This window comes from Paenibacillus sp. FSL M7-0134, assembly GCF_038007865.1.
GTDB lineage: Bacteria > Bacillota > Bacilli > Paenibacillales > Paenibacillaceae > Paenibacillus > Paenibacillus polymyxa_B.
In genome coordinates, this window is sequence record NZ_JBBOXV010000002.1 from 1328068 (window position 1) to 1353141 (window position 25074).

The window sequence follows — 25074 nt, forward strand, 5'->3', positions numbered from 1 at the left end:
AAAGAGAGCAACGAGGAAAAGAGAGGAAAGAATCCATGGAAAGCAAGTACATCCGAGAAACCTACTGCTTCAAGACGTCCCGAGTATTTCCCAACGATATCAACAATCATAACACGCTCTTCGGCGGCCGATTAATGTCGTATATCGACGATATCGCATCTATTGCAGCTGCTAAGCTGTGTCGTACGAACACAGTTACAGCCTCTACGGATTCGGTGGATTTTTTGCTACCTATCCATCCGAGTGATTCTGTCACTCTAGAAGCGTTCGTAACCTGGACAGGCCGTAGCTCGATGGAGGTGTTCGTAAAGGTAATTCGTGAAGGACTGATGACTGGTGACCGAAAAATCGCAGCCACCGCCTTTCTGACCTTTGTGGCATTGGACGAGAACAACCGTAAGGTGACTGTCCCGCAGGTGATTCCAGAAACAGAAGAGCAGTTACAATTGCACCAGACGGCTCCATCACGCGCAGCCATACGGCGTCAGCGGAGGGAAGAAAGCAAACAGTTGGCTAGTTTTTTGACAACAGATTATCCGTGGGAATTGTAACGTACTAGAGATTATCAATTTCATCGTTTTACGTAAAAAGGAGCCGTCTTTTCCGTTAGCAGTCACCATGTCTGCTCGGAATACGGCTCCTTTTGAAAATAACTTGAGCTATTCTACTTTAACTACACGGAAATGCTGATTCGTCCCACCATTATCGCCCCATTGAATGGCTTTGGCTCCATCGGCGGTGGCGCCTTCAGAAATATCGATCAGCTTGCCGGTTGCCCGATTTTTCAGCTTGTAATAACCACCGGTTACGGATACTAATTGCCAATGCTGACTGGACCAGCCTCCGTCACTCCACTGCTCAATAACTGTACCGTCTGTTGTGGTACCGCTTTCAACACCAATTAGCTTTCCGCTGTTGCGGTTCACAATTTTATAATATCCGCTGCCTGCATCCTTGAGCTGCCATTGCTGGTTTGCAGCTCCGGAATTTGCACGCTGCTCCAGGTCTGCGCCGTCCGTCGTTGCATTGCCAATAATGCTTAGTGGCTTATTGCTCTTGCGATTCACTAGCTGATAATAGGCATCCGGATCAATGGCAATTGGCGTTGTTATCCCCTCGACCACACCACTGGCGGTGTCAATATTAATGCTGTCGAACCAATCCATGGCTAATGAAGTCGCTGTTGGAAAACGCAGTGGCAGCCATACATATTGAGAATCCTGCACAGGACCGCTCCACGCACCCGCCCAACGGTCGCCCAAATACAGGTATGAAGTTGTCTGGGCACCTTCAACAGGAATCACGTAAGCCGACTGTGAACCATATGTCGTACCGTCCCCGAAGTTTATCGTATTACTCCAGGTTCCTTCAATGCTGGATGCGGTAGCATACTTGGCTTGATTGGGATTCCAGCCGGTTGCCCCGGATGTAATCAGGAAGTAGACGTCTCCTTTTTTGAACATCGCCGGAGCTTCACGATATTGTCCTGGCCAAAGTGTAGTCACCAGCGATTCAACTTGCAGAAAATCCGGTGTCAGACGATAGATGTTCAGATCCGCGTTTACCCGGGTAGCCGAAATGAGGTAAGCTGTACCGTTATCGTTGTATACGGTCATATCGCGCGAATCGTGATCCAGAGGACGGAAGCTGCCCTGATACGTGTAATCGCCGTCCACGGTATCGGAAGAAGCGACAGCCACTCGGGCCTCGTTGTAATTAACCCCATTCTCCTTATGCATCCATAATACGTATTTACGTGTTTTTTCATTGTAAATCACTTTCGGACGTTCAATATTCGAAACATTCAGCTCTACAGCGGAGCTGCTGGTTAGTACGTTTTTACGAAACTCCCAGTTTTTTAAATCAGAGGAACGGTAGGCGGATACCGCCTTGAACGTGCCGTTGGGATTACGATTTTCACCAAACCAATAATAGTAACCGTCTACTTTAATCATACCACCCCCATGGGCATGGACCACGTTTCCATCTGTATCTTTAAACTGAATGCCATTCACAACATTCGCTGAAGCGGCTGAAGCGATCTTAGGTGAAAACATCTGAAAAATGCTCAACGTCAGCAAAATAGAGAGCATAATACACAGCAAGCGGGCAAAATCATATTTCATTGTTTCGTCCTCCTCTGTATGCGTTATTTTAAAGCGCTTTCATTAATAGGCTCTATGAAGTAGTTTTAATAGAGATGCTTATCCCAATTGTATCCATATTGAATTGAAAGTGCTAGAGTAGTATATTGACCATGTACACGGCACACGCCATCCATATCTAACAGACTTCAATCGAACGGTGAGTGTTACAAACTGGCTGATATTCATTAGATATACAGGAGGCAACCATGAAAATATACGCGATTGATACGAGCAAGCCGGAAGCTGAGGAGCATTACGAATTACTGGTAAATCGGGTTTCGCTGGAAAAGCAGCACAAGTTAGATCGTTTTTTACATCGGGAAGATGCTTTGAGGGGCTTATATGCCGATGTGCTGCTAAGATGGTTGGTCTGCCGGCAATTGAAGGTATCTAATGCTAGTCTTCAATTTACATACAATGCGTTCGGTAAGCCTTCCTTGATAAATGCACCCGCATTCCATTTTAATGTTTCTCACTCGGGAAAATGGGTGGTGTGCGCTATTGATGATCACCCGCTTGGAATCGACATTGAACAGCTCCGTCCTATTGATTTTGAGGTAGGTAGAGTGTGCTTTTCGGACAAAGAGTATGATGCGTTAATGCGTCAGGACGCAGACAACCGATTGTCCTATTTTTACGATCTATGGACGCTTAAAGAAAGCTTTGTGAAGGCCGAGGGGCAGGGACTAACTCTACCGTTGAAGTCTTTTTCATTCGAACTGAAGGCACAACCGTTCATAGGCTTCACGACAGAGGGCTTTACCACCGAGTATTGTCATTTTAAGCAGTATGAGTTGGATCAGGATTATAAAATGGCTGTCTGTGCAGCTCATGACCAATTTGCCCAGCAGGTGCAGCAGATAGATATAAATACACTACGCTTGGAAGTGGCAACACAGGCGTAATATGAAGTGGATATGCGTATAGTTGAAAAAAGGAGATGAGTGGCGTTGACATTCGTTTTGTTCAAGCACGGCCGGTTGCATGGGGATTGGGCTTCCAAAGGAGACTCCATCGTTGTACAGCAGGGTCGGATACAAGCCATCGGATATGCTCGGGAGCTTGAATTGCAGTTGACCGGTAAGGAATATGAAACTGTGGATTGGGAAGACGCCTATGTACTGCCAGGCTTAACCGATTCACATATGCATTTGTCTATGCATGGTATGAAGCTGGCTATGCTGGATTTAACATCAGCTACCTCCAAGGAAGAGATGCTGGCTATGCTGCGCAAACGGGTCGCTGTAACACCGCCGGGAGAGTGGATTTTAGGACTTAACTGGAATGAAAATGCGTTTATTCCTGTTGAAATTCCGGGTATAGCCGAGCTGGATGCCATTACAGATCAGCATCCGGTATATCTCACTCGTACGTGCTTTCATACGTTCTTGGCCAATTCAGAGGCATTTCGGCGTGCGGGTATTAGCGAGGACACCCCTGACCCGGCTTCGGGAGCCTATGGACGAGACGCACATGGACGGTTGAACGGATTGATTTATGAGGAAGCATCCTTTGCCTTTACTAGCGTGCAGCCAGAGCCGGATTATTCGGTTAAGAAGGATACGATTCGGCGGGCTTGCCTGGATGCGCTACGGCTTGGTCTAACTGCTGCGCACACGGAAGATTTACGTTTTTTGGGCAGCGTGGAGACGATGCAGCGAATTTACAGGGAGCTGAGGGAAGAAGGTCTTGCTTTTCGCACACACCAGCTCATCTATCATCCCTTTATGGAAGAAGCGAAAGTGCAAGGGCTGCGTGCAGGTACCGGAAATGAGTGGTTTAAAATCGGTGCGATTAAAATGTTTGCCGATGGCGCTATTGGTGGAAGAACGGCATTATTGTCAGAACCTTATAGTGATGCTCCACATACCCGCGGAATGGCGATTCAACCGCAGCCAGAGCTGAATCAGATGGTGGCAGCTGCCAGGGCCGCAGGCTTTCCAGTGGCTGTACATGCTATAGGGGATGGGGCAGCGCACATGATTTTGACAGCGATGGAGGCCCATGTGCTCACGGAGGAAAGCGGTTTGCCAGATCGCCTGATCCATGGACAGGTGCTTAGGAGGGATTTGGTCAAGAGAATGGCGAAGCTGCCGCTGATTGCGGACATCCAGCCCCGTTTTGTCGCAAGTGACTTCCCTTGGGTACTGGATCGGGTGGGGAAAGAACGGACTGAATATTTATATGCCTGGAAAAAGCTGTTGGAAGCAGGCATTCCATGTGCTGGAGGTAGTGACGCGCCGATTGAGCCGTTAAACCCTTTTCTTGGTATTCATGCGGCAGTGACTCGCGCCAAGCCGGAAGAAATGCATGAGGGCTATCTTCCCGCTGAAAAGCTGGATGTACATGAAGCCATTCGTCTGTTTACCACGGGAAGCGCAGTAGCAGCCGGAGAAGCTGATGAAAGAGGGGCGATAGCTGAAGGGAAAGCCGCTGACTTTACAGTCATTGACCGTGATGTATCGGAAAGCCCGCAAGCTTTACTTGACGTGAGGGTACGAATGACAGTTGTAAACGGGAAAGTAGCATATCGGTCATAGGCTGGTGATAAGTTGTATGCCAAAAGCCTTCAACTTCACTTTTCACGTGAGGTTGAAGGCTTTGTATTTTATAAACCACGCTGTATAAATCGGTCTGCGTTTTTTACACTGGACCATAGATCAGAGCTGGCTCCGCCCGGATACCAGTAGGCGAAGCCAGCAAACCCAGCATCCTGCCCCAAGCGATACTTACGAGTGAAGGATCGTCCTTCCTCAAGCCACAGCTTATGAAGCTGTGTGTCTTTGTAAGACACGGTATACTGCTGAATATCCTCATTCCAGATTGGTTTGGAGACGGAACGGGATACTAGCTGGTTTTGCTGATCTAGTGATATATCAGAGGAAGCGATTGAATGTCCGCTAGCATTAAGAGTCCAGTTCCGTGTAAATAATGGCAACGCCAAGATCGCTTTTTCCGGATAGGTGGTTTGTACGAAACGCCGCACGCTTTCACGGAGCCATGGCAATGAGGACACAGAGCCGGGGATCGAGCTACCTCCCCAATGCTCGTCATATCCCATCAGGATCAGATAGTCTGCCGCAGCGCCAAGCTGTTTATAATCAAAGGCGGCAGTCCAGTCCGTTCCGTAATCAGGAGATACACAAATCGCCAGTACCGTATTCTGACTCTTCAACTTAGCTTTTAATTGTTGGACGAACAATGTTAAATTGGCACGATCCTGACCATCTACATTTTCAAAATCAATGACAAGTCCGTTCAAACCGTATACAGATACGGCATTGGCAAGCTGAGTTATAGTTTTATTCCGTAGAACCTCACTGGATAGAATTTGGTGCGTCAGCACCAGATTGGAACGGTTGCCTACCATAGCCCAGATATTTTTATGATGCTGTTTGGCCCAGGTAAGCAGCGACGCATTGGTATAGTCGCTTATACTACCTGTTTCATTTAGAAAAAACCAACGTGGTGACAGGGTGTTGATGTTGGATTGGAGCACCGTATTTTCAAACTGCTGAACGGTTTGATCATATTGCCAGCCTAGTCGGATGGAAGAAGCGGTGGAAGCAGTTTGGTTAGCATGCTTTGTTGAATACGTTAGCAGACGCTCCAGCAATGCCGCTGTTTCTTCGCGGGTTAGAGAGGATGCTGGACGAAAATAGTTACTTTCACCTTTCATAAAGCCGTAACGATTTACGGTGGTTACCGCATCAAGAGCCCAATCTGCAATTTCCCCAGTATCTGTGAAGGAGGAAGTAGCATTTCCTGATCCGCCCGAAGAACGGATGAGACGTGCGATCATCAAGGCCGCTTCTTGACGGGTTATAGGACTATTAGGTTGGAATGTGGCAGACGTTCCCCCCTGAACGATATTGAGTTGAGAAGCCGCTTCAATCCATCCATAGTACCACGTCTTTTGGGCAACATCTCGGTAGGAGGAAACGGCTGCTTGTACAGGCTCCAGACCGAGTGTACGGTCCAGTGCGGTAACCCATTCGGCTCTGGTAACAGCCTTTTTAGGAGAGAAGTAACCAGGTTGTGTACCGTTCAAAATTCCTTTAGCGTGCAGGGAAATAATAGACTGATAGGCATAGCTGTGTGCAATATCTTGGAACGTAGCGCCGGATGATGCTGCTGCTGGAGCAGCTAAGTATGAAGTGAATGTTGTGAATATTGTGATGGCTGCAGTTGCTGAAAGGGTGAGCCTGGTTAACCAACGTGATCGTTTGGAACTCATACCAAATAACCTTCTTTTTATGATAGATTGTAGATTCATATATCGTTACTCGACGAATAATACTATCAAAAAGAGGAAAGTTATTCATTGCTAAATTGCTGGAAAAACACCAAAAAACCCGCTACCTATGCGGCAACGGGTTTGATATTGGATAAACTATGCTTTTTTGGCATACATAATACCGATAGTCTGTGGACCACAATGACTGGAAATGACACAGCCTGCTGTAGTTAGCAGTACCTCTTGTGCGTTCGTTTCTTCTTTCAAGCGAGCTTGCAGCATCAGCGCATCTTCCTCGGCCAAAGCGTGCACGACAATAATGATATCGTTATCCATCTGATCTCGTTGATTCAGAGCGTTTTGCAGCATCTGATCCAGTGCTTTTTCACGTTTGCCGCGGACTTTGTAGGCAGGCGTCATTTTTCCGTCAATCACTTTGATCACCGGACGAATTTTGAGCAGACTGCCAATCAGGTTTTGCATGCCTGAGCATCTTCCGCCTTTATACAGGTATTCAAGTGTATCAATGACAAATTCCGTGTCTATTAACGGCCTGGTTTTTGTCAACATGTCTACAATCTGCTCTATCGTATTGCCGTTGGTTGCCGCACGAGCAGCTTTCATCACAAGCAGGCCAAAGCCGCACGACAAATTCAAGGAATCAAAAACCGTAATGCGACCTTCCGGAAATTCGGAGGCAGCGAGTAGCGCATTCTGGTACGTCGATGATAGCTCGGAAGACAGACTGATATATAAAATGTCGTCCCCTTGTTCTATGTAGGGCGCAAAGGCTTGAATAAAATCCGACGGAGAAGGTGCGGCGGTACGCGGTAAATGTCCCTCGCGGCTTACACGTTGAAATAATTGTTCTGGGTGAATGTTTACACCATCCTGCAATGCCTCATCACCAAATACTGTATACAATGGCACAATACTAATTTCGTACTGTTGACGCCAGTGAGCAGGAATATCACTGGTACTGTCGGCAAAAATTTTAATTTTGTTCATACATTGAATCCTCTCTGTGTGATGCAGAAAAATTATAAAGATTGCACGGAGGAAGGATAGATATCCGCTGTGCTATTCGGAACGGAAAGACCGATGGCAAGAAGTGCAATAAAGCCCACAATAATAAGTGCATTAATGATTAAGCCTGTAATAGCAAAGGTTTTCTTACGGTTTTTTAACGCAATTCCAATGATACCGACCACAAGTCCGCTACAATTCAGCAACAGGCTGCCTAAAAAAATAAAAGGAAGCAGTACCGTTCCGGTTTGCTGCAGAGCGACTTCCGGGTTCATCGTTTGGTATTGGCCGAAATGAGCCAGCAGATTAATAACCATAATAGCCAGAATAATATATCCGATCAGGCTGACAAGCGACATAATAAAAGAAGCAATTCCGGGACCGGAATGTTTGAGCTTGACCGGAGGCTGGAACACAGGAGTTTCTGAAAAAACAGGGTGCTCCTCAGGCGCAGCAGGCTTTTGCAAATTAGGATCTTGGTAACTCATTTTTTCAACTCCTTGAACATAGTCCGAACAGGTACTAATTTTCCACAAAATAAACAAAAAAGCAAGCCACCCTACACATTACCCTTCAAAAGACAGGGTCTAATCATCCAATTCTGTATGCGGTCTGTTCACACACGCTGGCTGGTAAACTTCATACGGTTTCGATAAAATAAGAAGAACATTCGGTTAAAAGGATGAGATGAAAAGGAGTACACAAACATGCAACGAAAATGGATATTTGTGGGATCTATAATGATGATGTTGGCGGTAGCCATTGGAGCGTTCGGGGCACATATTGTGAAACCCCGGATCGACGCGGATGCTTTGGCCGTGTATGAAACAGGTGTGAAATATCATATGATTCACGCTGTCGGTTTGCTGATCATTGCGTTGGCTGCTGGACAGTGGGGTTCTTCCAACCGTTTGAGATGGGCAGCGCGTCTGTTATTAACGGGTATCATTTTGTTTTCCGGCAGCTTGTATGTGCTAAGTTTGACCGGAATCCGTGTGCTGGGGGCTATCACCCCCTTAGGAGGCGTGTGTTTTATTGCAGGATGGATATTGCTGGCATGGGCTGCCATGGGCCTGAAGAAAGAGGATTAGAGTTCTTTTCGGATAATGCAAAAAAAAGAGAACGGGCAAGAAAAACGTTATGTTTTTCCTGCCCGTTCTCTTTTTTTTTTGCTTCGTTTTTTTATGAAGTATTTACATTTACGATGTGATTTCATCGATCTCATTCATTTTAAAGGAGTACACTTGTTTCTCATCTACATGATACACACTCAGCAGGCTATTATCATGATCCAGATTGAGGATGCGGCAAGGGATGCTACGCTGTCCGCCATAGCGGTTCACGATTAACCGTACAAGCGTATTATCTTGTATATAGCGTTTGATCCATTCATACGTACTAAGTTCTTGTTGTGTTGCAGGCTTTGGCTGTACGTGGGATTGTTTGATCTCTTGAACGACTGGCGGCTTGTTCGTAACTGCGGCTGACTTCTTTTTGGAGAACTTTTCCGCAAGCGTAGCAGCTGCGTCAGACGGGTTATTACTGGCTGACTGTTTTTTTAGATACAGTGCAGCTTCGATTAAATTCCCAAGTTCAATACCGGATTGAATCCGGCTATCCGCAATGTGTTCGTTTTGGCTCAAGAGATTAAGCAGGAACTGAAGGGCCTCTACGTTCGAACGGCCTTTAACTAACACATCTACATTAAATAAATAACTGGTTTCGTCTTGATTTGATTCCTTTTTCATACATCCTCCAGCCCAAGCCATGGGTAATTAGTCTTTTATAGTACCTATCAATATATCATTAAAACGTAATCTATCATAGTGCCTAAGGCCCTGTTGTTGGATATTAACAAAAATAAAATCTATATAAAGCCCTATGTGTAAAATTTTAATGGAGTACACCGGAATTGTACATTTTTGCATGTGTACACGAATGAGGTCAGTATGTGAGCACTAGATATAGATAAGCAAAGCCAGAGTTACATATACAGAGAATAAAGGAGGTAGGGGGTGAAATCAAGTAGTTTAAATTTTAAACATGTTACGGTGGAAAAATATAACGAAGCAGTATCATCCATCCAGAAGAAAAGTAAAATCCCCCTTAACGAAAGGGGGGATGGGGCATATCAAAAACATGATATATTATAGTAATCGCAATTAAAGTAAATTTTATTTGCGATCAAAAGGGGATTCGTTGTGGTCGAATAAGGTAGTCATGTTCGACTGCCCAACTCACAAGACCACTCCAGAAATCTTCACAGGCTGAAATGATCTTCGCTGGTTCAGCTAAATCTCCGGACATCACCAACTTAACTACATGATCAAATCCTTCTGGACGACTCGGCAGTTCCAGGGCCTCCGGTAGAACCATTGAACCCGTTGAGAAAAGCTTCTGATTGTGCAACCCAACTAACATAGCCCCATATTGGGCAAACTGCATTACCAAGTACGGCAAGTAGGTATGAGGGCCATTTACACGGACATTTCTAAGCTTTCCTATAAACTCGTACATTTCACCTACAAGCACTTCGTTGATGGCATGCCTGAAATCTTCCTTTGTTGGGGATTCGGCCGCTTCCTTTAATATAGAAAAAAAGTTTTTAGGATCATACAGACGAAGTGGGGAAAAGAAGGGTTCATGTGTCAATGGCCAATCGCCCTCAACAGTAGAGGCAATTTTAAGAAGAATGTCTGAACTACAGACGTTCACCTCAGCTTTCCAGGGCCCCGCCGACCATTCATGGCTAAATTCTACGGGGCCGTTTGGTTCACTTAGTACACAAAACATTTCAATGTCCGAGAAAGGGCCGTCAGTACCTTTGGCAACAGATCCATAGATCCCTATAGCCAGAATTTTGTCTCTGTATACTTCATGTAACCTCGCAGCTATTTCGTGGCAAGTCTGAAGTCTCTCACTTCGAGAAATATTGACAGGTCCATTCATGTCCATTAGTGATCTCCCTCTATTTCCTACGGTCTAAGTGACTTGTCCAATTTACGGATTTGCCATTCAGCGAGGGTTTAATTTCACTTGTGAGCCCTTGCCGCCCGTCTGGATTCCAGTTTCCTTCACTCCGGCTTCCTTCAGATCGACCAGTAGCCGCTCTAGTACCGCTTTAGCAACAGGTGCTTCTTTTGCTCCAGAAGCTTTAACGACCAACTGCACCGGTTTGCCGGAACGCAGATGTTTGTCTGCCTGACGCAGCTTCGTGTCGTAATCATGCTCCTCAATATGAGCAGTGAAGCGAAGCTCCTTGACCTTTTCTTTGCCGCTGTTTTTTGCGGTTCGGCCGACATTCGTTCTGCTTGCTGCGGCTTCTTTTTGCGCAAACGCTTTTCCTTTGCCCTTTGCGACCAAGCTACAGGGCGGTGGACTGCTCATCAGTGAGGTGCAGACCAGGTCCACCCCTTTGGATCGGGCCATAGCCAAGGCTTCTGACTTCGAGACAACGCCGAGCTTCTCCCCTGCGAGTCCAGTGAGTACCACTTCGTCAGCTTTAATTTGCTCGTTGATTAATACTGCCACGTAAATGTAGCCTCCCTTAAACAATGATAAAGCTATCATATACGGAACCCGTTTGCGATTCAATTTTAGATCTATCCGTATTGACAAAAGTCACTAAGCCCTATACTCTTTTACTGATAATGATTATCATTTTCCAATGCAATATACATACAGGGGTGATTGAGAGAAATGAAAAAGATGTTGAATAGCCTATTGTTATTTGTAGTATTTACTATTGTATTGGCGGGCTGCGGTGCAGCTGGGGATAGCTCGAAGACGGAAGGTACTGCTGGGTCTGAGCAGACATCTACTACGGCTGGTCCGGTTACGGTTAAGGACGACCACGGGGAAGTCAAGCTGGACAAGCCAGCGGAACGTGTCGTTGTACTCGAATGGACGTTTACCGAGGACCTCATTGCACTTGGCGTACAGCCTGTCGGCAATGCGGACAATGAAAACTACAAGCTGTGGGTAACACCGGAGGCAAAGCTGGCTGATACCGTAACTGATATCGGCACACGGGGCGAACCGAATCTAGAAGCGATTGCGGCGCTCAAGCCAGATCTTATTATCTCTAACGCCGATAACAATGCAGCGATCTATGCACAGCTTAAGGGGATTGCACCGACGATAGAATTCGATCCTTACAAGGGGAACGGCTATGATTACGACCGTATGGTCGAAATTTTCAAGCAAGTCGCTGTGGCTTCCGGAAAAACGGAACAGGCTGATAAGGTCCTAAGCGAACTTGACCAGCACTATATAGATGCAAAGGCTACATTGGAGAAGGCAGGCAAAGCAGACTTTCACTATGCGCTGACACAAGCCTTTACAGCTCAAAATGCTGCCAGTCTGCGAATGTTCAAAGAAAATTCGGTTGTAGTGGGAACGCTTGCGAAAATCGGCATGGTGAACGACTGGAAGTCGGACAAGACTGAGAAATATGGGTTTAGCACCGTTGGCATTGAAGCTCTTCCAGCTGTGCAGGACAGCAATTTTATCTATATTACGCAAAAGACGGACGATGTATTTGGAGCCGCGATGAAGAACAACTCGGTATGGAACGGACTGAACTTTGTCAAAGAAAAACGGACCTACCCACTGGACGGTACAACATGGACGTTCGGCGGCCCAATCTCATCTAAAGTGCTGGTTGATCAAGTAGTCGGAGCTCTGACGAAATGACCCGAACAGGCACAACGGGTTTATCGAAGACTTGGCGTGTAGGAAGCATTTTTGGGGGCGGATTGATCGTCCTCATCGTGCTTTTTTTTGTAAGCTTGTGTTATGGAGAGGCTTCAATCCCGCTGCATACAGTAATTGAGGCGTTGACCCAGCGTCAGAATACGCTCGATCATAACATGGTGTGGGATCTCCGAATGCCGCGTACGGTCATTGGAATCCTAGCAGGTGGTGCGCTGGCCATCGCCGGTGCTCTGCTCCAGGCCATCACCAAAAATCCGCTGGCGGCTTCTGATACACTAGGAATTAACGCCGGTGCCTACTTTGTGGTCGTCCTTGGCGCGGTGATGTTTCCCGGATTGCTGCATCAGGCGCCGTTTCTATTTGCCGCTGTCGGCGGCCTGCTTGCAGCGGTGCTGGCTTACTTCATGGGCGGGGGACGATCTGGAAGTCCAATTCGGTTGGCGCTTGCCGGTTTGATTGTATCCATGGTTCTCGGTTCGTTTACCGGAGCTTTGCATATCTTTTATTCATTTGAAACGCAGGGACTGTTTCTCTGGGGTTCTGGCTCGCTTGTGCAAAACGACTGGAGCGGGACGACTTACGCCTGGCCCTGGGTCGTAGGACTCTCGATCATTGCCGTTCTGCTGTCAAGGCAGTTTGATGTTCTGGATCTGGATGAGTCCACATCCACGTCGCTCGGACAAAAGGTTAGCTTGACCCGGGCGGTGGGAATTGTATTGGCTGTACTGCTGTCGACCATTACAGTCAGCGTCATTGGACCCATTGGTTTTGTGGGTCTGGTAGCTCCGCATTTGGTTCGCTTAAGCGGTCTAAAAATGCATCGTTGGGTGCTGCCTGGTTCCTTCCTGTGGGGGGCATTACTGTTGACTGGCGCTGACGTGCTGGCGAAAATGGTCCACCAATCAAGCATGGATTTGCCGACCGGAGCAATGATGGCCTTGATTGGGGCTCCTTGGTTAATTTGGCTGATTCTGTGGAAAATGAAGCTGCCTTCTGGTATTAGCGGGCAGTCTTCAATGAACATAGGTGTGCGCTCTCGGAAATTACCGTATGGCAGGCTGGTCATGTTGCTTGGGTGCGGTGCCGTGCTGTTGACCGTATTCAGCCTGATGTTTGGAGGAATGCGAATTCCGGTCGGCGATTTGCTGTCCGGCCTGTTCGGCGGTGAGAACACAAATTCGGCCTTGCTGCAGTTTAGAATTCCGCGCACGCTGGTGGCAGCCGGGGCTGGTATCGCACTTGCGGTCAGCGGTGTCTTGATCCAATTAGCCGTTCGTAATCCCTTAGCGGATGCCTCGATCATTGGTGTTTCTTCAGGGGCTGGTTTCGGCGCGCTTGCAGTAATTATCGTTTGGCCTGGGCTGCCTGTTTATATGCTGCCCATCGCGGCGATTGCCGGAGCGACGGTTTCGGCGGCGGTGATCTTCTTTTTATCATGGAACAAGCACCTAAACCCGTCTGTGGTCATCCTACTTGGGATTGCCGTATCAGCGATCGGAGCAGCTGGCATTCAGATACTGATTATCCAAGGTTCGCTTTGGGGCAGCACAGGCTATATTTGGCTGACGGGTAGTACCTACGCTCGAAACTGGGGGCAGGTGGCGACGATTCTGGCTTTTCTGCTCGTGTTGTTGCCAATAGCCTGGTGGCTAGCTCGCCGCTTCGATCTTTTGGTATTTGACGATAGCAGCGCCATGGGACTGGGACTTCCGGTGCGCCGCACCCGGCTGCTGGCCATGACAGTGGGTGTGCTGCTGGCGGGCGGAGCGGTGGCCTGTGTGGGTACAGTTGGCTTCATCGGGCTGATTGCCCCGCATATCGTGCGTACGTTGATTGGGCACCATGTACGCCGCTCCATTGTTCTGTCGAGCATCTTGGGAGCGGTAATGCTGGTGCTGGCTGATACGATTGGCCGGACAGTGCTTGCGCCGACCGAAATTCCTTCTGGATTGCTGATCGCACTGATCGGTGCACCGTATTTCCTGTACTTGATGTATCGCTCCAATAAGAGTAAGTCAGTGTAGTTGAATATGTACACAAACAGGCTGTTTCCCAGCGGATTTCTGTGGGGAAGCAGCCTTTATTATTAATTCTCCTACGTAGTCATTGGGCTTTATATTTACAAATCTAATAAAATAGATATAATATTTTATATGGAACCGTCATTGATTTATAAAGCATTGTCAAACGAAACTCGTCGTCTAATTATGCTGTGGTTAAAAAAACCAGAAGAGTTTTTTGATGAACAGGCTTATCTAAAGCAAGGGCTTAATTTTCAAATTGGTGTATGTGTGGGAGATATTCAGGCTAAAGCGGGACTTGCGCAGTCTGTGATTTCAAGTTATTTATTAACGATGCAAAAATCCGGTTTGTTAGAGTCTGAGCGTATTGGGAAGTGGACGTACTATCGTCGGAATGAAAAAACAATCCGGGAATTTGCCGAGTACGTTCAAAAGGAACTATAAACAGAAAGGAGGTTTTTTTTTACATAACATATCTACAAATCTATATATATAATTAAATTGGAGGCTTATACTTAAAATGAAAAAGGTTAACCCGTTACTTATTATCATTCTGGCTTTAGGCGTATTCGGCATTATTACAACGGAAATGGGGATTATAGGTGTTCTCCCCCAAGTAACTCAAAAATTCAATGTATCAGCTGCCCAGGCTGGTTGCCTCGTCAGTATTTTTTCTTTAGTTGTTGCCATTTCAGGTCCGTTCTTGACCTTACTCGTTTCCGGCATGAATCGTAAAGTCATTCTATTAACCGCTGTATTCAGTTTTGTCATTTCCAATATTGTCTATGCCTATACCACTCATTTTGAGGTCATGCTCATTTTTCGTGTTCTTCCTGCTATTTTTCATCCTGTCTTTTTTTCGGTCGCTCTCGTGACTGCATCTCATCTTGTCCCCCCTGAAAAGAGTAGTAAAGCGGTCACCAAGGTTTTCGCTGGAATTACAGTAGGATTTGCGTTTGGCGTGCCTTTGACTTCCTATCTTGCTGATAAGATATCGTTAGAAGCTGCTTTCTTATTTGGTGCTGTCGTAAGCATGATTGCATTTGTAGGAATACTCGTATGGCTTCCTTCCCTGCCAGTTCAGGAAAAGATGTCTTATGGCAAACAGCTTGGTATATTACGTAAACCTCAATTGTGGTTCAACATTGTGACTGTTATTTTTATCTTTGCAGCTATGTTTTCGGTGTATAGCTACTTTGCCGAATATCTTGGAGAAGTAACTCTTATGAACGGGTCATGGATCAGTATGATGTTGATGGTCTTTGGAATCGTCATGATTTTTGGAAACTTTTTATTTGGAGGATTATTACATAAAAATCTGACTAAGACCGTCATCATATTCCCATTGCTATATATGGTCATTTACGTATTCACTTATGCTCTGGGGACTTCTTTCCTACCGATGATTGTGGTTGTGCTCATTTGGGGGGCCGTGCATTCCGGGGGGCTTATTATTAGTCAAACATGGTTAACCACTGAAGCGAAAGAAGCTCCAGAGTTTGGTAATAGCCTGTTTGTCTCATTTTCTAATCTAGGTATTACGATGGGAGCTGCTATAGGCGGCTGGTTTATCTCTCACTTGGGAATACACCAGCTCATCTGGAGCGGACTGATGTTTGCACTGCTAGCGTTCTTATCTATGATTATAAAAATAAAATTGTTCAATTCGAATGCAACGGAAGTCAACGTGCGTTAAAATATGGAGAGACATTAGAAGAGTACTCTACATTATCTAATTGGGAGGAATAGATGAATATTCGAATGTATCACGATCTGGAGGCTCAATTGGAAGAGGAAATTTGGGCTCTTGGTGAGGAAGCAGCTCATATACTCCCATTAGATAGCAACTTAGCTGAGGAAAAAGCACAGAAGGCCTGGGATCTAATACCCGAACCTAAGCATACATGGGGCATTACAGGTGTAACCTTACATCAATACGTTCAAATTCTCAATTATAACGGACATACTCAGCGATCAGTAGAGCTTTTAAATGAGGAGATTTTAGATTTGGAAGGTGCAGGGTACCGGATTATACATGCTGAACCTTATATCCAGATGGCGGAAACACTTCTTCATCAGAGCAAGCCTGGATTAGCTCATAAATATCTCAAGAAGGCATACTCGATTGGGGGCGCACGGGCATTTCGGGATCAGCCCAAGCTTTATCTCGAAATGGCGAAAAGTAAAGCTCTGGATGAACAGGATGTATTACTTCAATTTGCAGCGTTAGATGTGAATGCCAAACTTCTAAGCGATTTAAAGGATAATCAATAACCAATGAAATGGCCTCATACAGTCTAAGATAAAATGCTGATCTGGATACGACGGAAAATGGGTTTCAATATTATTTATGGGGAGGACTAATGCATTGAAATTAAAAGAAGTGCTTTTAGGCACCCACAGTTTCGAAGCGATAAAAGCTTTTTACGGCTCTCTCTTGGATTTGCAGGTTGTGGAGGAAAACCCTTCGCGGTTGTCTTTTCAAGTAGGGGAATCGGTTCTTGCTTTTCAGGAATCCTCCCACATGGAAAATGAATTTTATCATATTGCGGTTACGATTCCAACGAATAAATTCATAGAAGCAAAACAGTGGATAATCGACCGTGGGATTTCATTGATTTCAAGACCCCAAGAAGATGAGTTTTTTTTCGAAAACTGGAATGCAACAGCGCTTTACTTCTATGATCCGGATCATAACCTTGTCGAGTTCATCGCTCACCATACACTCAACAACGCAGTCACTGAAGCTTTCGGGCCCCACTCTCTACTTCGTATAAGCGAGATCGGTCTTCCTGTCGATGATGTCTCCGAAGTATCTAGGATAATCGCCGAAACGTTCCAACTTGATTCATGGGGAGGGGCTGGACAGAAATTCGCGCCGCTAGGGGATGTAGAAGGATCATTTATAGTCATAGACAAGCAACGGCCTTGGTTTCCTGATGATAGGCTGCCGGTCGTATTTAACACCAGAGTCTTGTTCGAAGCTCCATGCTCTGCCAGTCTTTCGCTTCACAATGGTTTGTATGAATTGAGATCAAACTGATTTAGGGCTTCCCCGGATTTCTGGAATAAAGCTTGCACAAGGGGGAAATCCGGGGGGCCATAATACATTCAGGAGAGAATATATGAATATTAGACTACTTGATTCAAATGAAAAATATCCATTAGAGCTCTTGTTACTAGCTGATCCTTCGCACCAACTTGTTGAGGAATACTTAAAAAGAGGGCAGTATTTTGTAGCAGAGATTGACCATCATATTGTTGGAGTCTATGTTCTTTTACCTACAAGACCTGAAACAGTTGAGTTAGTGAATATAGCAGTATCAGAAGGTATGCATGGTAAAGGAATAGGCAGACAATTAGTAACACATGCAATTGAAACAGCTAGGGCACAAGGTTATAAAACGATGGAAATGGGCACAGGAAACTCTAGCATTGGGCAGTTAGCTCTCTACCAAAAATGTGGGTTCAGAATTGTTGGTGTAGATCTAGATTTCTTTGTCAGACATAACTATCTAGAAGAAATTTATGAGAATGGCATACAGTGTAGAGATATGATTCGTATGTCTCAGGATTATAGAGCTTAATTTCTTTGCAAACCCTTCAAAGGTATCTTAAGTAAGGTTCTGAAAGGTATATGATATTGTGCCAAAAGATGGTACAATAAATTGCGGAAAGGCTATACAATCATTGGATTGCAATAGTCCTCTTTTTAATGAGTTGATATCCTAACTAGTTCCTGATAAGGGGTGGTTACTTTTGTACAACACAACCACGATACTCACAGAGATAACAAAACATATGAAAGATAAAGATTTAATCCTTAGTGATCTCGCCAGAGAGGCAGAAATGAATCCGGGAACCATGAGCAGTATTATTAATGGGAACCGCACACTTTCAGTGGATCAGCTAGACCGAATTACAAAAGCAATGGGGCATCCCGTTGGCTATTACTACGAACGGTATGTGTCTGAGTATTTAACAGAGGCTAATCCGAATTGGCGTCGAATGAGTCCTTTTATACATAATTGTGCGAAATTAAACAAACTGGACTGCATTCATGATGTGGTCAATCTATTGATGGATAAGTTGGGCTATTCAGAATCCTTATTTGAGCTTGCTGAAGAATTATTTCATGAAAAGATGTACCAAGCGGCAGCCATACTTTATGAAAATGTAGCTTTAAGTGAGAAAAAACAATACTCAGAACGCCTCGCTATGTGTCAGTACCGCTTGTTCCATACGAGGCAAGGAGACAATCAAGAAAAAAATTATGAGGCGGCAGTTCAATTTGAAATATATGTTGAACGACTAGATGAGATAGATCAGTTAGAAGCGTTAAAAGATTTGGCGAATACATACCGTTCGTTACGTAAATGGGACAAAGTAGAATTGTTCGCTAAAGCTTTGGGAGACAAAGCTAAAATTCAATACAAACTGGAACAACAGCGGCATCATGTGAAAAAAGAAAATTCAAAGAAACCAAGTTTTCCTCTGTTTGCTTATTGGGCATTTTCTCATTTACTTCGTACACAAGCCTGTGGTGAAAGAAAAGATTATGAACGGGCATTTCATCATATCAAAAAATATGCTGATTTAAGTTGGGTTACGGATACTGATGAAGAAACATTGAATTGGAAAGATAAGTATGAGGATTGGGCGGTAGTGAATACGTACGTAAATAAGCTTCTTTCAGGCGAAGAGAGCGTACTTCCCGAGTATGTAGCTTATATTTCTTCAAGAAAAGATGAGGTTCTTCCCGCACTTGATAATATCCTTGAGGCGGCAAATCGATACCATTTTGATGTAGATGATATTTTAGAGCAATTCGAGGAGGATATTTTATCTTATTTGGAACAACAAAAAATCGAAGGCTTTTATACTCAACGATTCATAACAGAGCGTTTTATACATTTTTCTAAGGAATTATCAGTCTACTTTTTGACTAAAGGAAGATTTTCTGATGGCTTTAAATTTTTATTAAGTAGTTTGGAAAAATCTACATTAAGCAATAATAAATCGTATATAATTAAATGTATGAGGCTGTATGAGTCTTATCGAGAGTATGCATCAACTGAGATAAAGACAGCTTACAGAAATTTGATTGATGAGGTGGATAATGATGAGACGTAAAATAATTTTAACCTTACTGGTAACAAGTTTTATGTTATTGACAATAGTAATTCCTCCAGCAGGCTATCAAGATATTGAGCATAACTATCAACCCACATACCATGGAGAAATGTAATTATTATTAATAGTAAAAAGAAGATTGAGATTCAAATCAGTTGTTGGAGTAAAGAGCTGAGTTTTAACTAAAAAATAAGTGAAAGAAGCTATATTATAGGCCGAGTCTACGTTGAAAGGGTGGTTTATTCATGGAAATCACACTTACGATTGGAGCAGAATTAGAACAATATCTAAAACAAAATGGCTTAAGCATGACTGAGTTTGGACACATCATTGATTTGAATGTTGGTACGGTTAGCAGTATTGTTACTGGAAATCGTATTTTATCCGTTAACCAATTGGATCGCATTACTGCCGGAATGAAATTGCCACCAGACTATTTTTATGAACGTTACATTGAGGAGTGTATCTTAGAAGAAACGCTCAACTGGCGGAGAATTAGCCCTTTTTTGTACCGATGCGTGGAGCTTGGCCGACTTGATTGCTTGCAGTGCGTTGTATTTCTGTTGCTGGATAACCCAATCTATCCTCCGTTACTCTTTGAAGTAGCCGAGAATATTTACAGAGATGGTTACAAGGAAGCAGCGGCGTTTCTTTATGAAAATGTGAGCGAGAGTGAAAGGCAGCAACATTCAGAGCGATTGGCAGTGTGCCAGTATCGATTGTTTACGATTCGTATTGGAAACGATCAAGAAAAAAGCTATGATGCAGCCGTTCAATTCGAGCCTTACATTGAACGGTTAGATGAGGTAGATCAGTTAGAGGCGTTAAAAGAACTGGCGAATACATACCGCTCATTACGAAAATGGGACAAATTAGAATTATTCGCTAAAGCTCTTGGAGATAAGGCTAAAATTCAATACAATCTGGAACAAAAGCGGCATCATACGAATAAAGACAATTCGAAGAAACCCAAATTTCCTTTGTTTGCGTATTGGGCATTCTCGCATTTACTTCGGGCAGAAGCTTGTGAAGGAAGGAAAGACTACGAGCAAGCACTTCGGCACACTTATGCTTACGCCGATTTGAGTTGGGTGAATGCTACAGATGAAACTGCTTTGAAGTGGAAGAGGCAATATGAAGACTGGGCAGTAGTAAATACATATGTAAATAAGCTTCTTTCTGGTGATAAAAGCGTTCTTCTCAATTATGTAAATTATATTTCTTCAAGAAAAGAGGAAGTTCTTCCCGCACTTGATAATATGCTTGAAGCGGCAAATCGATATCATTTTGATGTAGATGATATTTTAATGCAATTTGAAGGAGAAATCATCTCCTTTCTGGAACAGAAAAAAGTGGAAGATTTGTATACTCAACGCTTCATAACGGAGCGATATACTGATTTCTCAAGGGAATTGGCGATCTATCTTTTGCGTAAGGGGAGGTTCTCAGATGGCTTCACATTTTTGTTGAGCTGTTTGGAAAAGTCTGCTGAAGCTAATAATAGAATACAAGCAATCAGATGTATGAGGTTGTTTACACATTTTAAAGAACATGCATCTGCTCACACGAAGGCAGTCTACGGAAATCTAATTAAAGTGGTTAATGAAGATGAAGAGTAGGTTGATTCCACCCTCCTAGTATCCAGTTTTATGTCAGTAGCATTAGTAATTATGATCCAACTGGACAATATGGAGGAATGTTGGAATAAAATAGTCTCAAGTTTAAGATCACAATAGACCTAGAAAATTAACTATGATCAAGAGGTTAGATGGAATTATCCGTCTAGCCTTTTTTAAATGGCCTGTTTTGCTATGCATTAATAAGCTTCCACAAGTGACTTAGCTTAGACTTTTATCTGTCAAATGCTTATTCGATCATTGAAAGAATATACAATGTGGTTAGTAGTATTTAAATAACAAGACATATTGCCTATTCCCTTCATTTCCCTTATGATAATTGCACTACTACCAAAGAAGGAGATACATATGAAGAAAGCTATTCTACTACTATTAATGTTTGCTATCTTAATTCCATCACAAGTATTGGCAGCAACATCTACAAAAGCTATGTCAACAAGTGAAATCGAAAAAATATACTTTGAGAATTACAAAGATCGTGTGAAGGAAATTAAAATTGCACAAAAAAAACTTAATGCTGTTCTGGGGGCAGAAGTTCGTGAGCTAACTCAGAGATTAAGTCAAGCATCAGCGCGCTATAAAAACGAAGTGAAAAATAAATCAAGTAAAGCGGTAATAGCTCAAGCCAAGGCTGATTGTGATAAATTAAAGAAGCAGCTCGGCGTGGCTAAGGTGGAACTAAGTAAAAGTATTAAAAATTACAAGCGAGAAAGTGACCAAGTTTTAAAGGATATTGCAAAGCAGAAAGCAGAGCTTATAAAATTCATTAAGAATCACACAGCAGGAAAAGATAAACTTACGGAGTCTCAATTTAGCAAACAAGTTAATGGAGATATTATGTCGATTGACGGCTCATTTACTGGCATTTTAAAAATGTTGACGGAAGCTGAATAATGGTGAGTAAAGGCAGCAGGTATCACCTGGTGTCTTTTTAATTTAGGCTTAGAATGGAAAGGTATTGTTGGTCGACTTTGGATTGCTGTGAAATGGGGACAAAGAGGATATATGGATATGGATGAAATAAATTTGTTCGTTTTTATATAATGAAGTACGATTAGCGAGGAGAAAAATTTATGAATCGTAAGTTTTTTATCATGGCTTTGATAAGGGGTATTTTCGGGTATTTCCCTTGTGGGCTGGGAGTTGCAGTTTTATTGGAGGCTTATAGCAGATATAGTCTAAGAGGTTTTTTAATTGGAGCTACATTTTTCCTTATCGGGGGATTGGTGCTTTATTTCACAAGAAGCTATGAATCATCAGATTGGTTACTATAGATAAAACAAATATTTCATTACAAGGAGTATATGATGTTATCACCAAAACAAGAAGAGAGCCTTAGTAAATTTATGAGTAAAATTCTTAGGCATACACCAGAACAGTTTGGAATTAAGCTGGATCATGAAGGTTATTGTCACGTGCATGACTTAATTTCAGCAATTAAGTCAGAGAATAGATGGTCGGATATAGGAGAAGCAGGAATTGATCAAGTCGTAACTAATTGTCCAAAGAAGCGATACCACATGGTAAATGGATACATACGAGCTAACTACGGGCACAGTGCAGGAAGATTAGATTACAAAGAATCCACTCCACCAACTTCTCTTTATCACGGAACAAATAGCAAAGTAGTTGATAAAATTATTACCGAGGGAATTAAACCCATGGGGAGAAAGTATGTTCATCTATCTGAGACACTTGAATTTGCAACATTGGCAGGTAAGAGACGTGGTGAATTAGTCATTCTTGAAATCGATACAGTAAAATCAATGGCTAACAATGTTAAGTTCTATATCGCTAACAATGGTGTTTGGCTTGCGGATTTTGTGCCCCCACAATATTTTAAAAAAATTTAACACTGATATTTTCGTTTATATTAAAAAGAGGCTTTATACAATACTTTTGACATAGTAAATCCGTTTATATCAGTCCATTTGTCACATAATATAAAAGGAAATTTCAGGATGACAGGTGGATATCCCTAAACATCTCCTTCTGATAAGATTATTTCCATCTAAATTAAAATGGACGTGATCAATTGGGGAGAATATTGGTTCCACCTGACAAGCTAATGGAAGTGGCTGACCAGTTCTTGCATGGTAAACACGAAATGGAACGTATGTTGAATTTACTGAATGGAAGAATTGATTTTGTCCAACAAGGTTGGTCTGGTGCTACCCGAGAGAGGTTTTTCCAAGATTTTCAGGTCTCTAGACAATCCATGGGCGTGACGCTTGAACGACTTTCTACGGTTGCACAAGAACTCATTTTTATTTCAAAAAACTTCACACAGGTAGATGGAGAAAAAGTCGTACTGGATGTGCCAGGGAATGGTGTGCCTGTTAAAACGGCATCAAGCGGTGAAGGTTGGTTACATAAAATCTTTGAACAGATCGGTAAAGCGGAAATCACCAAGGCTGAAGCCCAGATGGAAGCTAGTAAGCTTCAAGGGGAAATTTTGTGGGATACTGCTCAGGGAGCGAAAGGTGCTATTCAGGAAGATTTAACCTTGGGGATGCTTCCTGACAAAGACCGTGACTATGATCATCCAATGGCAGCTAAAGTAGGTGAAATTCTCGGTCACGTAGCTACGACATTGCAGGGGGCTGGTGAGGTAGTAGCTGGAATAGGTGGAGAAGGATTATCAGTTGCTGTTTCATCCACGGGAGTTGGTAGTATTATCGGAATACCTGGATTGATTGGCTCAGCAGCTTTAGCGGCACATGGAGGTACAACCGCAGTTAAAGGCGCAAGCGGAATAGGAAAAAGCTCAGCGGAATTGTGGCAGATGATGAAGGGAGAAGGTGTACCTTCTTATGGGAAAAAATCTGTTCCAGCAGGTCCTTATCGTGAAGTTGACAGTTACCCTGTAAAAGTAAAACACGGAGATCAGGAGAAGCATATTGTTGGGACGCCCAACTACAAACAAGACTTAGCCAATGGTAAGAACAAGAGTATTTTCTATGGTGATAACAAAACCGCACAAGAATTACTTGATAGTTATTCTGGAAAAGGTGCTATGTTTAAAGCAGGGCGAGAAAGGATTGATTTCGGAAAACCTATCGGGAAATATTATAATAGAGATACTGGTATGTTCGAAGAAACAACAAAAGGAATTATTCATTACAGTAAAGATGGCGCACATATTGTACCAGCAGCGCCTTAAACCAAGGAGGAATATATGGGATATGATTCTTTGATTAAAGCCATTCTTTCAGTACCGAAAGAAGAATTAACTATTCAGTGGGGAAGTGGATTAAAGATTATTGGTACTAGGGACACCGTTTATGAAACAAACAATGGTTTAGATGAAGATGATAATGAATTCATTGAATATGATGCTGCGGTTATTGAAGTTAAAAAGATAGTATCTAAGCCGATTAACGACGAAGGAAGTATATATAATTGGTTACAAAAAGGAAAGAGCCCCTTTATTGAAATTTCTCTCCATAACGATCCTCCCAGCATGATAACATCTACTGATGGATCTATTATTTGGAAATATGAATAACTCTGGAAATCCTCAATTGTGTATTTTTCACTCAATCGAGGCTAGATGGGATTATCCATCTAGCCTTTTTGGTTTGTATGGGTACCACATAAATTGTAAGCACGACAGAGCATATAGTCCCCTATGGTCTAACATTCGTTATAAAGTAGTAGGATGCCATTACACCTAAGAAAATTAAAACAATAGACTACACGAATCATGGAAATTCAAAGCAGCATCCAGAGTGGTCTCATGAACATGTTTTTGAATGGAAAGAAAGATGGGGCATTTAAAAGAGTTAACAAGAAGTAGGAGGGACTTTTTTGGAATACAATGAATTGGTGGAACGTTTTGAAATGGGGGAAGAGTTTTAGTTCTCCTATAAAAATGATAGCTATTGGATTAGCCAGAATGAAGAAGGGTACTTTCTTACTCGTGAAAGAGACAGTTTTTCGCAGTCGTTTGAAACAGCAAGAGAGTTGTTTATTCTTGGGAAGATTGATGATAAGACTATTTTAGAGTTGTGGGATAACATAGACATTTGAAAAAGTACTATTTGAGCCTACTCCTTAATAATAAAAACGGGAGTGGGCCTTTTACATAGTTAGTCAATCAGAATAAAGGAGGATGACATTTACAAACACCTTGCTTCAAACGAAGGTGCGTCAAA

General features: G+C 43.4%; 25 protein-coding genes. 18 read left to right on the forward strand and 7 right to left on the reverse strand.

Annotated elements, in window-relative coordinates; genetic code table 11:
- The first annotated feature begins 35 nt into the window (after nucleotides 1–35).
- Nucleotides 36–551, forward strand: a complete 516-nt coding sequence (locus NSQ58_RS21635; protein WP_013309488.1) for an acyl-CoA thioesterase — start codon at nucleotides 36–38, stop codon at nucleotides 549–551.
- Nucleotides 552–659: 108 nt separating this feature from the next.
- Here the strand turns inward: NSQ58_RS21635 and NSQ58_RS21640 are convergent, their stop codons facing one another.
- The gene (locus NSQ58_RS21640; protein WP_025723966.1) at nucleotides 660–2126 is read right to left on the reverse strand and encodes an RICIN domain-containing protein; all 1467 of its coding nucleotides are present in this window, start codon (nucleotides 2124–2126) and stop codon (nucleotides 660–662) included.
- A gap of 227 nt (nucleotides 2127–2353) precedes the next feature.
- Between NSQ58_RS21640 and NSQ58_RS21645 the strand changes: the two genes are divergently transcribed.
- The gene (locus tag NSQ58_RS21645; protein WP_028542930.1) at nucleotides 2354–3052 is read left to right on the forward strand and encodes a 4'-phosphopantetheinyl transferase family protein; all 699 of its coding nucleotides are present in this window, start codon (nucleotides 2354–2356) and stop codon (nucleotides 3050–3052) included.
- Between the two features lie 45 nt (nucleotides 3053–3097).
- Nucleotides 3098–4687: an amidohydrolase gene (locus NSQ58_RS21650; RefSeq protein ID WP_028542929.1), complete on the forward strand. Its 1590-nt coding sequence runs from the start codon at nucleotides 3098–3100 to the stop codon at nucleotides 4685–4687.
- A 68-nt stretch (nucleotides 4688–4755) separates the two neighbouring features.
- Here the strand turns inward: NSQ58_RS21650 and NSQ58_RS21655 are convergent, their stop codons facing one another.
- From NSQ58_RS21655 to NSQ58_RS21665, 3 genes are all read right to left on the reverse strand, one after another.
- Nucleotides 4756–6384: an S-layer homology domain-containing protein gene (locus NSQ58_RS21655; protein WP_028542928.1), complete on the reverse strand. Its 1629-nt coding sequence runs from the start codon at nucleotides 6382–6384 to the stop codon at nucleotides 4756–4758.
- Nucleotides 6385–6540: 156 nt separating this feature from the next.
- Entirely contained in the window at nucleotides 6541–7392 is an 852-nt protein-coding gene (locus tag NSQ58_RS21660; protein ID WP_068940141.1) for a DegV family protein, read from the reverse strand.
- Nucleotides 7393–7424: 32 nt separating this feature from the next.
- A complete protein-coding gene (locus NSQ58_RS21665) occupies nucleotides 7425–7898 on the reverse strand; it encodes a hypothetical protein (protein ID WP_053325059.1) in 474 nt (157 codons plus the stop codon).
- A gap of 219 nt (nucleotides 7899–8117) precedes the next feature.
- On the opposite strand from NSQ58_RS21665, the gene NSQ58_RS21670 reads away from it, so the two are divergent.
- Nucleotides 8118–8501, forward strand: a complete 384-nt coding sequence (locus tag NSQ58_RS21670; protein WP_028542927.1) for a DUF423 domain-containing protein — start codon at nucleotides 8118–8120, stop codon at nucleotides 8499–8501.
- Between the two features lie 108 nt (nucleotides 8502–8609).
- On the opposite strand, the gene NSQ58_RS21675 is transcribed toward NSQ58_RS21670, so the two are convergent.
- From NSQ58_RS21675 to infC, 3 genes are all read right to left on the reverse strand, one after another.
- Nucleotides 8610–9158, reverse strand: coding sequence for a hypothetical protein (locus NSQ58_RS21675; RefSeq protein WP_023987852.1), 549 nt, complete (start codon nucleotides 9156–9158; stop codon nucleotides 8610–8612).
- Nucleotides 9159–9594: 436 nt separating this feature from the next.
- The gene (locus NSQ58_RS21680; protein WP_023987854.1) at nucleotides 9595–10365 is read right to left on the reverse strand and encodes an ANT(4')-I family aminoglycoside nucleotidyltransferase; all 771 of its coding nucleotides are present in this window, start codon (nucleotides 10363–10365) and stop codon (nucleotides 9595–9597) included.
- A 60-nt stretch (nucleotides 10366–10425) separates the two neighbouring features.
- Nucleotides 10426–10941, reverse strand: a complete 516-nt coding sequence (gene infC / locus NSQ58_RS21685; RefSeq protein ID WP_341058179.1) for a translation initiation factor IF-3 — start codon at nucleotides 10939–10941, stop codon at nucleotides 10426–10428.
- Between the two features lie 168 nt (nucleotides 10942–11109).
- Between infC and NSQ58_RS21690 the strand changes: the two genes are divergently transcribed.
- The 14 genes from NSQ58_RS21690 to NSQ58_RS21755 all read left to right on the forward strand — a co-directional run bounded on the left by NSQ58_RS21690 (nucleotide 11110) and on the right by NSQ58_RS21755 (nucleotide 24425).
- Entirely contained in the window at nucleotides 11110–12105 is a 996-nt protein-coding gene (locus NSQ58_RS21690) for an ABC transporter substrate-binding protein (RefSeq protein ID WP_071558968.1), read from the forward strand.
- Nucleotides 12102–14150: an iron ABC transporter permease gene (locus NSQ58_RS21695; protein ID WP_071558967.1), complete on the forward strand. Its 2049-nt coding sequence runs from the start codon at nucleotides 12102–12104 to the stop codon at nucleotides 14148–14150. Before NSQ58_RS21690 ends, NSQ58_RS21695 begins: the two co-directional genes overlap by 4 nt.
- A 129-nt stretch (nucleotides 14151–14279) precedes the next feature.
- Complete coding sequence (locus tag NSQ58_RS21700) at nucleotides 14280–14591, forward strand: ArsR/SmtB family transcription factor (protein WP_023987858.1); 312 nt, start codon at nucleotides 14280–14282, stop codon at nucleotides 14589–14591.
- Nucleotides 14592–14667: 76 nt separating this feature from the next.
- Nucleotides 14668–15843, forward strand: a complete 1176-nt coding sequence (locus tag NSQ58_RS21705) for an MFS transporter (RefSeq protein ID WP_341058180.1) — start codon at nucleotides 14668–14670, stop codon at nucleotides 15841–15843.
- 53 nt (nucleotides 15844–15896) lie between these two features.
- On the forward strand, nucleotides 15897–16421 hold the full coding sequence (locus tag NSQ58_RS21710; protein WP_341058181.1) for a hypothetical protein: 525 nt from the start codon (nucleotides 15897–15899) through the stop codon (nucleotides 16419–16421).
- A gap of 94 nt (nucleotides 16422–16515) precedes the next feature.
- On the forward strand, nucleotides 16516–17190 hold the full coding sequence (locus NSQ58_RS21715) for a VOC family protein (RefSeq protein WP_339201744.1): 675 nt from the start codon (nucleotides 16516–16518) through the stop codon (nucleotides 17188–17190).
- Between the two features lie 82 nt (nucleotides 17191–17272).
- Nucleotides 17273–17734, forward strand: coding sequence for a GNAT family N-acetyltransferase (locus NSQ58_RS21720; protein ID WP_341058182.1), 462 nt, complete (start codon nucleotides 17273–17275; stop codon nucleotides 17732–17734).
- Between the two features lie 214 nt (nucleotides 17735–17948).
- Entirely contained in the window at nucleotides 17949–19280 is a 1332-nt protein-coding gene (locus NSQ58_RS21725; protein ID WP_372238119.1) for a helix-turn-helix domain-containing protein, read from the forward strand.
- 245 nt (nucleotides 19281–19525) lie between these two features.
- Entirely contained in the window at nucleotides 19526–20899 is a 1374-nt protein-coding gene (locus NSQ58_RS21730) for a helix-turn-helix domain-containing protein (RefSeq protein WP_341058184.1), read from the forward strand.
- 366 nt (nucleotides 20900–21265) lie between these two features.
- On the forward strand, nucleotides 21266–21811 hold the full coding sequence (locus NSQ58_RS21735) for a hypothetical protein (RefSeq protein WP_341058185.1): 546 nt from the start codon (nucleotides 21266–21268) through the stop codon (nucleotides 21809–21811).
- Nucleotides 21812–21990: 179 nt separating this feature from the next.
- Complete coding sequence (locus NSQ58_RS21740; protein ID WP_023987867.1) at nucleotides 21991–22191, forward strand: hypothetical protein; 201 nt, start codon at nucleotides 21991–21993, stop codon at nucleotides 22189–22191.
- Nucleotides 22192–22224: 33 nt separating this feature from the next.
- A complete protein-coding gene (locus NSQ58_RS21745; protein WP_341058562.1) occupies nucleotides 22225–22770 on the forward strand; it encodes an RNA 2'-phosphotransferase in 546 nt (181 codons plus the stop codon).
- Between the two features lie 182 nt (nucleotides 22771–22952).
- Complete coding sequence (locus NSQ58_RS21750; RefSeq protein ID WP_023987869.1) at nucleotides 22953–24080, forward strand: polymorphic toxin type 50 domain-containing protein; 1128 nt, start codon at nucleotides 22953–22955, stop codon at nucleotides 24078–24080.
- A 15-nt stretch (nucleotides 24081–24095) separates the two neighbouring features.
- Nucleotides 24096–24425, forward strand: coding sequence for a hypothetical protein (locus NSQ58_RS21755; protein ID WP_341058187.1), 330 nt, complete (start codon nucleotides 24096–24098; stop codon nucleotides 24423–24425).
- The last annotated feature ends 649 nt before the right edge of the window (nucleotides 24426–25074 follow it).